This window comes from Paenibacillus sp. J22P218 (assembly GCF_056269195.1).
On record NZ_JBWDNL010000003.1, the window covers coordinates 546,484 to 560,918 of the forward strand.

Annotated in this window: 16 protein-coding genes; 2 read left to right on the forward strand and 14 right to left on the reverse strand. The window is 50.3% G+C overall.

Going from position 1 to position 14,435, the window contains the following annotated elements:
• The first annotated feature begins 107 nt into the window (after positions 1–107).
• On the forward strand, positions 108–404 hold the full coding sequence (locus AC0YN0_RS17155) for a hypothetical protein (protein WP_442048473.1): 297 nt from the start codon (positions 108–110) through the stop codon (positions 402–404).
• 76 nt (positions 405–480) lie between these two features.
• Positions 481–1,254 carry a polysaccharide deacetylase family protein gene (locus AC0YN0_RS17160; protein WP_475822340.1) on the forward strand — a complete coding sequence of 258 codons (774 nt, stop codon included), beginning with the start codon at positions 481–483 and terminating at the stop codon, positions 1,252–1,254.
• A 469-nt stretch (positions 1,255–1,723) separates the two neighbouring features.
• On the opposite strand, the gene AC0YN0_RS17165 is transcribed toward AC0YN0_RS17160, so the two are convergent.
• From AC0YN0_RS17165 to AC0YN0_RS17230, 14 genes are all read right to left on the reverse strand, one after another.
• Positions 1,724–2,872, reverse strand: a complete 1,149-nt coding sequence (locus AC0YN0_RS17165; protein ID WP_475822341.1) for a bifunctional cystathionine gamma-lyase/homocysteine desulfhydrase — start codon at positions 2,870–2,872, stop codon at positions 1,724–1,726.
• A 1-nt stretch (position 2,873) separates the two neighbouring features.
• Positions 2,874–3,797, reverse strand: coding sequence for a PLP-dependent cysteine synthase family protein (locus AC0YN0_RS17170; RefSeq protein ID WP_475822342.1), 924 nt, complete (start codon positions 3,795–3,797; stop codon positions 2,874–2,876).
• 15 nt (positions 3,798–3,812) lie between these two features.
• The gene (locus AC0YN0_RS17175) at positions 3,813–4,466 is read right to left on the reverse strand and encodes a class I SAM-dependent DNA methyltransferase (RefSeq protein ID WP_475822343.1); all 654 of its coding nucleotides are present in this window, start codon (positions 4,464–4,466) and stop codon (positions 3,813–3,815) included.
• A gap of 232 nt (positions 4,467–4,698) precedes the next feature.
• On the reverse strand, positions 4,699–5,517 hold the full coding sequence (gene bioC / locus AC0YN0_RS17180) for a malonyl-ACP O-methyltransferase BioC (RefSeq protein WP_475822344.1): 819 nt from the start codon (positions 5,515–5,517) through the stop codon (positions 4,699–4,701).
• Positions 5,480–6,247 (reverse strand): alpha/beta hydrolase, encoded by a 768-nt coding sequence (locus AC0YN0_RS17185; protein ID WP_475822345.1) that lies wholly within the window; start codon positions 6,245–6,247, stop codon positions 5,480–5,482. Before AC0YN0_RS17185 ends, bioC begins: the two co-directional genes overlap by 38 nt.
• Positions 6,244–7,422, reverse strand: coding sequence for an 8-amino-7-oxononanoate synthase (gene bioF, locus AC0YN0_RS17190; RefSeq protein WP_475822346.1), 1,179 nt, complete (start codon positions 7,420–7,422; stop codon positions 6,244–6,246). The genes AC0YN0_RS17185 and bioF overlap by 4 nt, the downstream gene beginning before the upstream one ends.
• Before the next feature lie 12 nt (positions 7,423–7,434).
• On the reverse strand, positions 7,435–8,412 hold the full coding sequence (gene bioB / locus AC0YN0_RS17195) for a biotin synthase BioB (protein WP_475822520.1): 978 nt from the start codon (positions 8,410–8,412) through the stop codon (positions 7,435–7,437).
• A 26-nt stretch (positions 8,413–8,438) separates the two neighbouring features.
• Positions 8,439–9,185 carry a dethiobiotin synthase gene (gene bioD / locus AC0YN0_RS17200; protein WP_475822347.1) on the reverse strand — a complete coding sequence of 249 codons (747 nt, stop codon included), beginning with the start codon at positions 9,183–9,185 and terminating at the stop codon, positions 8,439–8,441.
• Positions 9,182–10,543 carry an adenosylmethionine--8-amino-7-oxononanoate transaminase gene (gene bioA, locus AC0YN0_RS17205; protein ID WP_475822348.1) on the reverse strand — a complete coding sequence of 454 codons (1,362 nt, stop codon included), beginning with the start codon at positions 10,541–10,543 and terminating at the stop codon, positions 9,182–9,184. The genes bioD and bioA overlap by 4 nt, the downstream gene beginning before the upstream one ends.
• Before the next feature lie 185 nt (positions 10,544–10,728).
• Entirely contained in the window at positions 10,729–10,953 is a 225-nt protein-coding gene (locus AC0YN0_RS17210; RefSeq protein WP_475822349.1) for a hypothetical protein, read from the reverse strand.
• A 14-nt stretch (positions 10,954–10,967) separates the two neighbouring features.
• Positions 10,968–11,666, reverse strand: coding sequence for a CD3324 family protein (locus tag AC0YN0_RS17215; protein ID WP_475822350.1), 699 nt, complete (start codon positions 11,664–11,666; stop codon positions 10,968–10,970).
• 11 nt (positions 11,667–11,677) lie between these two features.
• Positions 11,678–12,382, reverse strand: a complete 705-nt coding sequence (locus AC0YN0_RS17220) for a hypothetical protein (protein WP_475822351.1) — start codon at positions 12,380–12,382, stop codon at positions 11,678–11,680.
• A 142-nt stretch (positions 12,383–12,524) separates the two neighbouring features.
• Complete coding sequence (locus AC0YN0_RS17225; protein ID WP_475822352.1) at positions 12,525–13,514, reverse strand: aldo/keto reductase; 990 nt, start codon at positions 13,512–13,514, stop codon at positions 12,525–12,527.
• Between the two features lie 545 nt (positions 13,515–14,059).
• Positions 14,060–14,422 carry a YmaF family protein gene (locus AC0YN0_RS17230; RefSeq protein WP_475822353.1) on the reverse strand — a complete coding sequence of 121 codons (363 nt, stop codon included), beginning with the start codon at positions 14,420–14,422 and terminating at the stop codon, positions 14,060–14,062.
• Between the last annotated feature and the right edge of the window lie 13 nt (positions 14,423–14,435).

The following is a 14,435-nucleotide window of genomic DNA, read 5'->3' on the forward strand; positions in this document are numbered from 1 at the left end:
TGGCGGAGATGCCGCAACGATCATGAAACTGTCACAGACAAGAAGGCCGATTTGTCATACGATAAAGTTAAGAGACTGGAATGAAGTGATGAGGAGCGTGAGATTCCATGAAAAAAGAACATATCGTCCATTTCAAAGTCATTCGCGGCGCTTCGTCCGAACGGATGAGAGGGCTTATATTTTTAGAGGAAAATGAGCAGCCGACTTCCGAGCATTTCGAGCAATGCCTGAAACAATGCGGCTTCGAGGTTCGCCTTGCGAACAAGGAGCAATTCATCTATAAGCCGGTTGATCCGAGCGAGGACTACACGATTGATGTACTGGAGAATTACGGCAAACAAAACGGCGACCTGCAAAGCGATCATTTGGCGAGAAGCTTCATGAAGCCTAACAGGCCCATCTAAGTAACAGCTCATAAAATCGCAGAAATAATGGCAAGCTACCTTTGTCCGTATATCTATTGAACAAAGGTTGGATTGTATGTCGGTAAATAGAAGGCTGAAGCTCGCGCTCATCGGCTTAAGCGTGCTGCTCTGTTCGTCCTCGCAGGCATCGTATGCTTCTCCCTTGATTAAGAAGGACCGCAGCTATTTTGAGAAGAAGGGCGATATGATCTGGGAGGTGCAGACCGATCAGAAAGTAATCGCCTTAACATTCGACGACGGGCCGGATCCGGTCGAGACGAATGCCATTTTAGACTTGCTCAATCGTTATGGGGCGAGAAGCACCTTCTTCGTGATTGGGAAGCGCGTCAAACAGTTTCCGGAAGTCGTACAGCGGGTCATCGGCGAAGGGCATGAGGTGGCTAACCATACTTACAGCCATGTGTTCTTTCACCTGCCTTCTTCGAAGCGGATCGTTCGCGAGGAGATCGAGCGCACAGAGCAAGCGATAATCGAAGCATCCGGCCGAAGAACCTATCTGTTCCGTCCGCCCGGCGGCATCTATGACGAAACCATTATCCAAGTTTCGAATGAAATGGGGCTTGTCCCGATCATGTGGTCCTGGCATCAGGACACGGAGGATTGGAACCGGCCCGGTGTGCGGCATATTATCAATAAAGTGCTGAACAATGTCCGGGGTGGCGACATTATTTTGTTCCACGACCACGTGGAAGGGAAGACGCAGACGGTCGCGGCGTTAGAGGTTATTTTGCCGGAGCTGCAGAAGCGCGGCTACAAAATGGTGCCCGTCTCCGAGCTCCTTCGCTCGGCCGTGCCGATGACGGGTCGTCAGGAGAGCGGCAGCCGCTAGCCGGTTGCTAACGAGCCAAGGCCAAGGTGCCCCATCTGGGACAGCCTTGGCCTTGGCTCGTTCTATGTGGCATTCGAGCTCCAAACTCGCTGCTTCTACCCCTAGCTGCGACAATAGCGAAAATTCCTTTCTCTATTCCACACACACTCGCCGTTTCCGAGTAATTAGCGTAGCATCTTTGCGCTATTTCGCGGCATTCGAGCTCCATACCTGCTGCCTCTCCCCCTAGCTTCGACAATAGCGCAAGTTTCTTTCGCTATTCCACACACACTCGCCGTTTCCGAGTAATTAGCGTAGCATCTTTGCGCTATTTCGCGGCATTCGAGCTCCGAACCTGCTGCTTCTAGTCCTAGCTGCGACAATAGCGAAATTTCCTTTCGCTATTCCACACACACTCGCCGTTTCCGAGCAAATAGCGTAACCTTTTTACGCTATTTGCCCCCTACCGCGCCCCCAAGCATGCTTGGGTCTACAGCTCCTCGAACTTGAGCGCCTGCTCGAGATCGTTCAGCAAATCTTCGGCGTCCTCGATGCCGACCGATATACGGACGAGCCCGTCTGTGATGCCGAGCGCTTCGCGGCGCTCCTTCGGAATCGAGGCATGCGTCATCTTAGCCGGCACCGAGATGAGGCTTTCCACCGCGCCTAGGCTTTCGGCCAGCGTGAAGTACTGAAGCCGTCCAAGCAACGCCGCTGCCCTCGCCTCGCTCCCGACATCGAAAGAAATAATACCTCCAAAGCCGCGCGCCTGCCTCAAAGCCAGCTCATGCTGCGGATGATTCTCCAGACCTGGATAATAGACAGCGCCCAGAACCTCAGGATGACCGTCTAAGTACGAAGCAATTTGTCTCGCATTATGCTCATGAGCTTCCATTCGCAGCCCCAGCGTCTTCAGTCCGCGCATAAGCAGCCAGCTGTCCTGCGGACCAAGCACGCCGCCTGTTGCGTTCTGAATAAAGTGCAGCCTTTCAGCCAGCTCCCCGCTGTTCACTACGGCCAGGCCCGCAACGACATCGCTATGCCCGCCCAAATATTTGGTCGCGGAATGAACGACGATGTCCGCACCTAGCGTTATCGGCGTCTGCCAGTATGGCGTGCCGAACGTATTGTCGACGATAAGCAGCAGCCCCGCAGCCTTTGACCATTGCGCCAGCTCGGCGATGTCCGACACCTTGAGCAGCGGATTGGTCGGCGTCTCGACGAACAATGCCTTCGTATTCGGTTTTAGCGCAGCGTCCAGCTCGCCGTAATCGGTCGTGTCCACGAACGTCGATTCGATGCCGAGCCGCTCAAGCACCTTCGTCGCGATACGGTACGTGCCGCCGTACACATCATCCGTAATCAAGATGTGATCGCCCGCGCGCAGCAGTCCGAATACCGCATGAATAGCCGCCATACCCGATGCGAAGGCGAATCCGGCCGTCCCTTCCTCCAGGTCGGCGATCAGCACCTCCAGCGCATGACGCGTCGGATTGCCTGTACGCGAATATTCATATCCTTTATGAATGCCGACGCTATCCTGCTTATACGTGCTGACCTGATAGATCGGCACGCTTACAGCGCCCGTATGCGGATCGATCGGCTTGCCGCCATGTATGAGCTTCGTCCTCGGTTTCATGTTATGCGCCCCCGCCGTATATATTTTTGCTCAAATAACGTTCGCTGCTATCCGGAAATACGGTTACTATCCGACTCCCCGCCTTCGCCCCCGCCGCCTCGTCCAGCGCCGCATGAAGTACTGCGCCTGACGAGCTGCCGACAAGCAAACCCTCCAGCAGCGCCAGCTCCTTCACTCTCGCGAAAGCATCATCATCTTGCACGGTATGAATCGCATCAAAGTATCCGGGATCCATGAACGGAGCGAGCTTCTCGACGCCGATCCCTTCCGTCCGATGCGAGCCTGCCTCTCCTCCCGCAAGAATCGAGCCCTCCGGCTCTACAATGACCGTCTTGATCCGCGAATCCTGCTCCTTCAAGAAGCGCGCCGTCCCCATGAACGTACCTCCCGTTCCCGCTCCCGCGACAAATATATCAAGTGCCCCATCCATATCGCGCCAAAGCTCCGGCCCAAGCGTCCGATAATAGGTTAACGGGTTATCCTCATTCGTGAACTGTCCCGGCATATAAGCGTCAGGCAAAGTCGCCGCCAGTTCCTCCGCCTTGCGAATCGCGCCGCTCATTCCTTCGGATGTCGGCGTATGCACAATCTCGCCGCCAAGCGCACGCATCAGTTGCTGCTTTTCGACACTGAACTTCTCCGGTACAACGAATACCGTTCGGATCCCTCGACGCACCGCAGCAAGCGCCAAGCCAATGCCCGTGTTGCCGGCCGTCGGCTCGATAATTGTCCCGCCAGGCTTCAGCCTGCCGCTCTCCAGCGCCCGCTCCAGCAGGCTCAATCCAAGCCGATCCTTCACGCTGCCGCCCGGATTCATAAACTCCAGCTTCGCATACAACTCCACACCCTTTGGCAGCTTCCATCCCGTCACCTGCACCAAAGGAGTGTTGCCGATCAGCTCGTGCACGCTTCTATACAACACCATGCGTCACTCCCCCTCTCAGCTTTCGACAGACTTGACCTTGACCGCTTCCATCAGCCATACATAACGATTCAACGAATGGAACGAGACATGAAATCCATGCGCCTCGAACAAACTTTCAAGCACATTTAATGTCGTATAATATTCGGTCCGCAAATCGTTCAGCAGTTCCATATACCCCGCTGCCTCCGCGGCCGATTCAATGCTGTGCCTTGCAGCCTCGTCCTGAAATGCCGTATCCGCAAAAATAATTTTGCCGCCGTCACCGAGCCAAGCTGCATATTGCGCGATCGCCAGCCCCTTCTCCTCATCCGTCAGATGATGGAACGCATACGTACTGACAATCGTATCGATCGACTCTTCGATAGCCGGATAGTCGAGGAAATCTCCCTCAAGCAGCGTTGCGGCCAACTGACGTTTGCCGAATTGCGCCCGCATCCCGGCAGATGGCTCAATGCCGTATACGCGCAGTCCTTTGGCAAGCAGCTTCTCTGTCAGATTGCCCGTACCGACACCAAACTCGACGACCGTTCCGCTTGCGCGAACAGCTACCGCATTCAAAATAGCATCATATCTATCGAATACTTCCTTATACTGCTCGTCATGTCCCGTCACCGTTTGATCGTAATGCTCCGACCACTCGTCGAATAGCTTATTAAATTCGGTTCCCACTCCGCATCCGCCCTCTCTGGCTCGAACTATGAAAACCAACCTCGTTCATAAGATTAATTGTATATATCGTTAACATATGAGCGTCGAAAGGCCAAGGTGTAAGCGGAAGCAAGCCAATCGCGGTTTTGTGCGGATGCCTACTATCTCGAGAAAAATATAGGATTAGACTGGCCCTAAAAATAAAACAGCGGCCGACTAGGACTCAAAAATAAAGTCTTAGATTGCCGCTGTTTTATTCTGCTTCGATGAAAAGCAACTCGTAAGTGGCAACGACGCCTCCTTGGATGCTGTGCCTGTCCTCGTATTCCTTATACATGTCGGTAAATAGGCGTCGAGAGCTTAGTCCACTGATCGTGGTGGCTTCAGAAGTACTTGCGCCCATCGCTTTAACCGAAAGAAGGAAATCTCTTGGGGAGATGTACGTTTCCTTTTGAATGTCCTGCTTGCACTGGATATTTGAAAACCCTGCTTCCCTAAGTAAGTTATCCCACTGGGCAGTTGATAGAAACGATAGTCCGTGCCGTTGCGGCTCCATTCCGTTGGCGCGATAAACGCCATCAAAAGCCCGATGCAGCTCGCGAAACGTATCCGGCCCGAATGTCGTGAACACCAGTAAGCCGCCGGTGCGAAGAATCCGCTGAATGTGTTTTAGCGTTTGCCGCGGATGACTTAGCCATTGGAAGCAGGCATTGGACACGATAAGGTCGAAGGAATCCGTCGAAGCTTCAGAAGCCCACGTCTCCACATCAGCATGAAGAAAGCATGTATTTGAGCGGACACGTTGTTCGGCTACTTTGATCATCGCAGGCGCAATGTCTAGTGCAGTAATAGATGCAGCGGGCCACTGGTTAACCAAAATCTCGGTAAGAGCACCTGTGCCGCAGCCAATTTCAAGAATGTTAAGTTCGTCCGCATGACTTTTGCCTTTCCAGTCTAAGAGTGATTTTGCAAGCCGGTCCGCCATCGAACGTTGTACATCGGCGTGAATGTCATACGATCCCTCTGCACTGCGATTAAATTGACGCCGAATTGCGGTAAACCGACTGTTCATCCCACCATCTCCTGAATTGTTCAACAATCTCTTCTTCCCTTCCCATAAACGGTGCATGCCCGCAAAAAGGCATTGTATGGAGCACGGCGTGAGGCAATGATGATGCAAGCTCCGACGCGGCGCCATAAGGACATATTTTATCCTCAGTCCCATGCGCAAGAAAAACCGGACAATCGATTTGTTTAAGTCGAGACAAGAGTTCGTTGCCGCGCAATATCTGAAGGCCCGCGATTAGAGCCGGGATCGTCCAGGAGCAGCTAGGTGGAAGCCTCTTGTCCAGCCCCGCCTCGACTTCGGATTCCGTAAACAGCATTTGTCGAAATTTTGTTTCTACCGCCTCGCGGTCCTTCGAAAGACCTGCAATCATCTGTCTAACATACACATCTGCCCAGCCGCGATCAGCCTCTTCTTTCGGACGAGTAAATCGAGCCGTTGCCGCAAATAACACAAGGCCATCAGCTAGACCTGCGGCCGCGAGCCTTAGCGCCAATAAACCGCCGAGCGACCAGCCTCCGATTAACAAAGGGCCACATAACCCCTTTGAAGAACGTAGACTCTCTGCCGCCAACTCAGTCTGAAGCAGCATACTCTCCGGAGTATTTGCATCGCTGTAGTCAACGGTTACATGGTGAAAATCTGGCAACAACTCGCGCAGCCTATCGAAAACCGAGTCCTGTATGCTCCATCCGGTCAGCCATAAGACGGTGCCGATGTTGTCCCGTGCGATCATGGACGCAGCACCCCCATTTGAAGTCCAATGGTGCTGATTCTGTCGGCTGCTTCGATAAGTTCTCTATCCGAATGCATTGCCGATAATGAAAAGCGAATTCGCGCTGTACCTTCAGGGACAGTCGGCGGGCGAATTGCAACCGCAGCGATCCCATCCTTTTCAAGCGCGCTGCTGAAACGTAATGCGGTATCGTTATCGCCAACGATTAACGGTACTATGGGAGAGTCACCGCCACCAATTTGGAAACCCGCGTTGCAAAGCGAGCTGCGAAATACTTTGCTTGCCTCGGATAATCTTTCTCGGCGCCAGTGATCCGCTTTTACCAACTCTAACGCCTTTGAAATGCCGGCTACGAGAGAAGGCGGCAACGCAGTTGAATAAATGAGCGGTCTTGCTTTGTTCAACAACCACCGAATCAACGTGCGGCTGCCGCAAATATAAGCTCCGTAAACGCCGAATGATTTACTGAACGTGCCCATATGAATATCAACATCGTCTTTCAGTCCGAGCTCATGACACAACCCCTCGCCGCGCCTTCCGTAAATCCCCCCGCTGTGCGCCTCGTCCACCATGAGCATCGCTCCGTACTCGCGTTTGAGAGCGACGATTTCGTGCAAGCGCGCTTGGTCGCCATCCATTGAGAAGACAGCGTCGGTAACGATCAACTTTCGCCGATTATCGCGATACTTATCCAACAATGTCCGTAAATGCTCCATGTCGTTATGGCGGTACCGAGCATGCTCCGAGCGACTGAGTACGACGCCGTCCACGATGCTTGCATGATTCAACTGATCGCTGAAAACAACATCTCCTCGGCTAACAAGTGCGGCAATAACACCGGAATTAGCCATATAGCCGTTCGCCATAACTAGTCCGGCCTCGCAATTCTGCCATTCGGCCAGCGATTCTTCAAGTCGGCCGTAGGGCAACCGGTTGCCTGTGACAAGCCGCGAAGCTCCGGATCCGACTCCTTCGGTTAATAGGGCTTCCCTCATCGCTTCGATAATGGCAGGATGGTCGGCGAATCCAAGATAGTTATTGGAAGAAAGGTTAAGCAGCACTCTTTCTCCTCGCATCGTGTACCCGGGCGATTCGGAGACGATACTGTGTTCAAGCAATGAACGCTCCAACGAGGCTTCCGCCAATGCTTCGAGTTCTTTTTCCATCCATTTCATGGTGTCACCGCCTTACAGGGCGTTCAATTCAATCTCGAATCCTAAATCTTCGATGATTTGATGATCAGATGATACTTCTTGTCCTACAGTTGTTAAATAATCGCCTACAAAAAGTGAGTTTGCGGCGAATAAGGACAAAGGCTGAAGCGTACGGAGGTTTACTTCGCGACCGCCCGCTACGCGAATTTCTTTCGATGGACAAATGAAACGAAACAGGGCAAGCACCTTTAATCCTTTCATCGACGGCGTTCGGCCTGCATGTTCCAAAGGCGTTCCCGGTATCGCGTTCAAGAAATTGATCGGAATCGAATCCGCATCGAGCTCGCGCAGCGCATAGGCCATTTCTACGATTTCTTGATCGGTCTCGCCCATGCCGATAATAACGCCGGAGCAGGGAGACATGCCGTGCGTCTTAACCTTCTCTACGGTTTCGACGCGTTGATCATAAGTATGGGTCGTCGTTATGGAGGAGTAGTTGGCTTTGCTCGTATTCAAATTGTGGTTATACCGATGAACGCCAGCTTCGGCAAGCCGTTTGGCTTGATCGTCCTTCAGAATGCCCAGACATGCGCAAATTTTTAGCGGCATCGTTTCACGAATTTCTTTAACCGCATCAACTACTTGATTAAGCTCCTTGTCTGTCGGACCTTTACCCGCCGCTACAATGCAATAGGTTCCGGCCTTGCGTGCCATCGCTTCGCGCGCTCCGTCAAGCAGCGTCTCCTTATCGAGCAAGGTGTATTTTTTCACGGGCGCCGTCGAAACGATAGATTGCGAACAATAGCCGCAGTCCTCGGGGCAAAGGCCGCTTTTGGCGTTGATGATCATGTTCAGTTTCACTTTTTTGCCGTAAAAATGTTTTCTCACCGTAAACGCGGCATTCATGATAAGCAGCACTTCGTCATTGTCGGCTTCGAGCACGGCGAGTCCTTCCTCTAACGTTAGACGTCCCCCGCTCAATGCTTTCTCGGCAAGAGATTGCCACTCCATTACTGCAATCTTAGTTCCCAACTTATTCATCCTCCCATGGACCCAACAGCAATCGCGTCTCTAATAGGCGCGAGTTGTATGGTTTTTCGTAAGGTATGTATCAACGTTTCTGAATTCGCATCGGCATGCAAACGGGGAAACCGGCCAAGGACCTTAAGTCCGCCGTAACGTTCGATGAGTTCCGCATTCGAAGCGATGCTTGGATCGTCAACCGGCTCCGTTAACTGGATGTCATTCATAATGACGCCTATGATCGGAACTCCGCGTTGCCTAAGATAGGACGCCGTCAGAAGCGTGTGGTTAATCGTACCCAGACAGGAACGGGCTACGATCAGAGCAGGCATCCGAAGTTCCGAAATAAAATCAGCCATGAGGGCGTCATCGGTCAACGGTACCGCGACACCGCCGGCGCCTTCGACGATCAGTGCCTCGTAACGATCAACGAGCGGCGCGCTAGCCTCGATCAGCTCCTTTAGCGAAAGTGTAACCCCAGATTGCTTGGCGGCGAGCATCGGTGTTACAGGAGATTCGAATGTAAATGGCGCCACCGCTTCAGGCCGTTCATCGATTCCCGTGAGTTGTACCAGTTTTTCAGCATCGGTCATTCCGCTGCCAATTCGCGCACCCGATTGAACCGGCTTCCAGACACCAACATTCAACCCTTCGGCTCTAAGCACGGCTGCGATGGCAGCCGTAACCATTGTCTTTCCTACCCCAGTGTCCGTTCCTGTCACAAATAAACCGTTTATCGTTTCGGCGTTCGCTTTGTTCATGTAACCGATGCTCCATCGGTAACGCTTATTATCGAGTCAGCCAAAATATCTGTCATTTCATCCAGCTCGGCTTCAGTACTGGCAAGCGGAGGAATGAAAACAATCACATTGCCTAACGGCCTCGTTAGCATTCCGAGTTCTCTGGCCCGCAAACTTGCGCGAACGCCGATCCGTTCTGCCCAATCATAGGGCTCTCGCGATGCCTTATCTCGAACGAGCTCGATACCGATCATCAGTCCCTTTTGCCGGATTTCGCCGACATGCGGGCGATCTTTAAGCGGCTCGAGCTTATGCTCAACGAATGATGCCTTTGCTCTTACCCCTTCAACCATCTTGCGCTCTTCCAATAGCTTCAAACTAGCCAAAGCAACGGCACAACCAAGCGGGTTACCCGTGAAGGAATGGCCGTGGAAAAATGTCTTCTGTTCTTCGTAATCGGCATAAAACGCGTTATACACTTCATCCGTCGCAAGCGTCGCTGCCACAGGCAGATAGCCTCCGGTAAGTCCTTTCCCGATCACCATCAAATCCGGAGATACGCCTTCGAGATCGCATGCGAACATAGCGCCCGTCCGACCGAAACCGGTCGCCACCTCGTCGGCGATAAGCAGGACGCCATGCTTGCGGCAAAGCGCAGCCATCTGGCGTAAACAGTTCGGCGGCATGACGATAATGCCGCCGGCGCCTTGCACGGTCGGCTCCACGATGAGGGCCGCAATCTCCTCTGCACGCGTCTCGAGCAGATGACTAAGCGCCGTTAGCGTAGCCTCCAATGCTTTCGTCTCATCGCCCTGATGACGATAAGCGTAGGGATATGGAATGACGTGCGAAGGAAATAACATGGGGCGGAACACATCGTGATAGAGAGGAATCGCGCCAACGCTTACCGCGCCGATTGTATCTCCGTGATACGCTTGATTCATCGTAATAAACGACTTTTTACCCCGTATCCCTTGGTTATGCCAGTATTGAAAGGCCATTTTGATCGCGATCTCGACTCCGGTTGCTCCCGAATCCGAATAAAAGACTTTGTTTAATCCTTTCGGAGCGATCCCCGCCAGCTTCTCCGCAAGCTCGATTGCGGGCACGTTAGCCATTCCGAGAAGGGTTGAATGGGCGACGCGTCCTAACTGATCCGTGATCGCCTGATTTAGCTCCGGCACGTTGTGACCGTGTACGTTGAGCCAAACGGATGAGAAACCGTCATAATAGGCGCGTCCTTGGACGTCATACAGCTTGATTCCCTCACCCCGTTCGATAATAAGGGGATCGGAGTTATTGTAGTCTTTCATCTGAGTGAAAGGATGCCATAAGTGTTTCTTATTCAGAGTAGATAGTCGTTCTAAATCCGTTATCACAAATGATCACCATCCCATAGTTTATTAATTGTTAACCTAAATCTATTATATTTTGGTTAACAATTAATGTAGCCATATTATCAGATAGAGACGGCACTGTAAAGCACTTGCAAATGGATCGAAACAAAAAAACAGCGGCAGACTTGGACTCCATTTAGAGTCTCAAACTACCGCTGTTTTCAATCTTACAATTCCGTCTTAATGGTTGTGCCGAGTGTCGTTAATCGATACAAACCGACCACTACGGGATTAGCCTGCACCAATCCTTCACGCATTAGACTTTGAAGTGAAGGGTTGATGTCGGTTGGATTCCCCGATTCTTTCGGCAGCTGGCCAGCAATTTGCGCCGGTGACTGCCACTCCGTGGTTAGTGTCAATAATATCGATTGTTGCAGTGGAGTCAAATTCATGTTTCGTTCCTCCATCATTCCTCTTTAATGAACAGCAATACGTTTCCATAGTGCTTCATAAATCGTTTATAATCCGACGTTCCCTTCAGAGCGACTACGGTTGGATACGCATTTACTTTGCGTTGTTTTAATGAAGTTAACATTTCTTTCTGCTCAACGCAATGAAATTTGCCGTCCTCATACTGAATAAGAAGCGGCAGAAGAGCAGAGGAACGTTCATCTGCTTCATTTGCACTGTCCTTCCCTAGCTCTATTCCGTCAAGCTGGATGAGACGCAAAGGAAAATTCACGACGCCAAAGTAGATATGCTCTTCTTGCAACCAATCGTGGGAATGAGGAGCAGCCTTTCTGGAAAATAGCTGATAACATTGAATCCATTCCTCAAGCATCCCTATCTCCGCATATTTCACGGCTGACTGAACAGTGGGAGCATAGGTCAGCTGTCTGTCATTTTTCTTCGAATAGATAATTTTTTTCATGGAATCCAACGATAAAAAATATTCGTCCGCAAGCTCCGATACGGTCATCCCTTTGGCATACTTATTGCGGATCATCCTATTGCGTCTCTGCAATTGATCACGATAGCCGGACATTTCGCCCCAAGCCCTTTTTTCCTCTCCAGTAGGAATATAAAGCAGCTTCCCGGCCGCGTATTTTTGGATTTCTTTCAATAGCTTCTCAGGTATGATATCGCCGGCATTTTCATATTTCATGTCATCACCATCTACAGGGCGTAAATTCGATCCTTCAGCCCACTGATTGATTCCATAATAGACTCGCAAGATTCTTTGTCGTCAATCGAGGCATGCCACCGCAAAACATCGATGCCCTTATAGTAAGCCATACACAAATATCTTTCTTTAAAATCCGGGATGACGATATTCCTTTTGTTGCAATACTCGACCAGCAGCTCCGGTATGTTTAAGTAAGGCTTATTTAGGTCCATAATTACAAAATCCAAAAGGAAATCGCAAATGCCGGATCTGCTCCAGTCGGGAAATCCGACCGTTGTCTTGCCGTCGGTAATCATATTTTCGAAAAACGTATTATTGTTTACCAAATAACGTCTGCCTTCGCAATACTGAATTCTGTCGTTCATTTCCTTCATGTACGCTTCGACAAAATCACGATCCAAAATCGTCGTATCGAATAGTTCCTTCCAATTAAACCAATAGCCCTCTTTGTCCTCTGCAAAGTTGCCGATTAGATAATCCCTGCAGGTGCTGTACTCGGTTTTACAGTCCTCGTCAAAGTCACCGTAACCCGCCACCCCCGCTATATCCGATGCACTAATTTCAAATATTTTATCAAAAAACAACTCGTGGCAATCTGCGAACTGATCCGGGTTTAATAGATCCGCGACAAACCCATTCGGCGTCATGCTCACCCGATCAGAAAGCATGGATTTAATGATATGGTCATTACTCATGTCTCTATCTCCTTTACACCTGCTAATGGTAAACTCATCAGTTGCGCACCTGATATGTGGTAATAATACCATCGGCCATGTACCCGGATATAGGCAATGAATAGGTTTAATCAACTTTACACTCACAGCTGCAATGAAGCGTTTATCGTGACGTAATCGCGCCAACGACAGGATGTGGGACATACGTCTCTTCCATCGATGCAATTTCTTCAGCGGTCAACGTTATGGAAAGAGCTCCTACCGCTTCTTCGAGATGGGACATTTTCGTAGCGCCGAAGATCGGAGCAGTTACCGGTTCTTTTTGCAGCAACCAGGCAAGCGCGATTTGAGCCCTTGGAACGCCGCGTTTTTCCGCGATTGCCGCAACCCGCTCTATAATAGAGAGGTCTGCACCGGCTGTTGCGTCATATTTCATTTTCTGGGCTTGGTCGGTTTCGGAACGATAAGTGGTTTCGGACCAATCGCGCGCCAGCCTTCCGGATGCAAGCGGGCTATAAGGAATGACGCCGATCTTCTCTTCCTTGCAAAGCGGCATCATCTCCCTCTCTTCTTCACGGTATATGAGGTTAAGGTGATTTTGCATCGATACGAATCGCGTCCACCCGTTTCTCTCGGCAACATGCAATGCCTTTTGGAACTGCCATGCGAACATTGCTGAAGCGCCTATGTATCTTGCTTTCCCTGCCTTTACAACGTCATGCAGCGCTTCCATCGTTTCTTCGATTGGCGTATCGTAGTCCCAGCGATGGATCTGATACAGATCCACATAATCCGTACCCAGTCTCTTCAGGCTCTTATCGATTTCGCTCATGATTGCCTTTCGGGAAAGTCCTGCTCCATTGGGACCCTGATGCATACGGAAATGAACCTTAGTTGCGAGAACAATTTCATCTCGATTGGCGTAATCCTTTAATGCACGGCCAACGATTTCTTCGCTTGTTCCGTCTGAATATACGTTCGCCGTATCAAAAAAATTGATGCCCAGCTCCAAAGCTCTTTTTATAAAAGGACGGCTGTTCTCTTCATTAAGTATCCAAGGGTGGGTCCAACGCTCCGCTACACCAAAGCTCATACAGCCAAGACAAAGCCGGGATACATCCAGGCCTGTATTTCCGAGTTTCATATAATCCATTTCATTGTTCCTCACCTTCATAATCGTTATGGTTTTCCAACTACTATTATAGTTTACTCCTTGGAGTTAACTCCAAGTCAAGCGAAAGTCCTTTCGTCTTCTTATCATCATCGTTGCCACTTCTGCTGGTTATAGGATTACAACTGTTTTTTAATGAAAATCGTCGTGGGGGTCAACTCCTTCTAAATTCCTCGGCATGGATTAGTTCTGGAACACGTAATTCCCTTGTGGTTCTTCCCCTTGCTCTTGCTTTACCTGAAAATTGGAGCACACTAGTAGCAGCAATTATTGTGACGCAAATCATTGTCGAGCTTGCTGGGGAACTTATCTATGTTCGTTTTGTTCCTAATGTGGTTCTACGGGACACAGTTAATCAGGCGAGTTCTGAATAAACAAAGGAGCTCCCTTGAGTGGAGGCTCCTTTTCGTTTCCACGCTAAAAGCGAAACCGGTGTGCACGGTATCGCTTTTTCTGTTATATTTCGTAACTCTTCTTATCAGGGAAAGCAAACCAATGCCCCCATTCATTTTCTTATTGATCATTTATTATATTAGTGGTTCTTGAATCAATGTTGCGAATTTAAATTGGTGTACATGATCGTCATTTAATGTCGTTTGGCCAGTTACAAAATGTACGTGTTTGCCATTTCCAACTGGTATTGCCGGACCTGTCTTAATCTTTTTCAGTTTATGAAAATGGTTAAAGAAATCCGTTTTCGTGAGATCAATTTCATGGATATGACTCTTCCCTACACGAATCGCTTGCCCTGTAACCCCTGCAAAGCGATGGTTATGTCGATCATCGCCTTCTTCAGCCAATTTAGTGCTACCTTCAAATTCATGTACGTGACGCTGTTCCTTTTTACAGGTTTTTGTTTTTTTTCTTATTGTCGGTCTTTTTTTCTGCATTCGTGGCATGCCT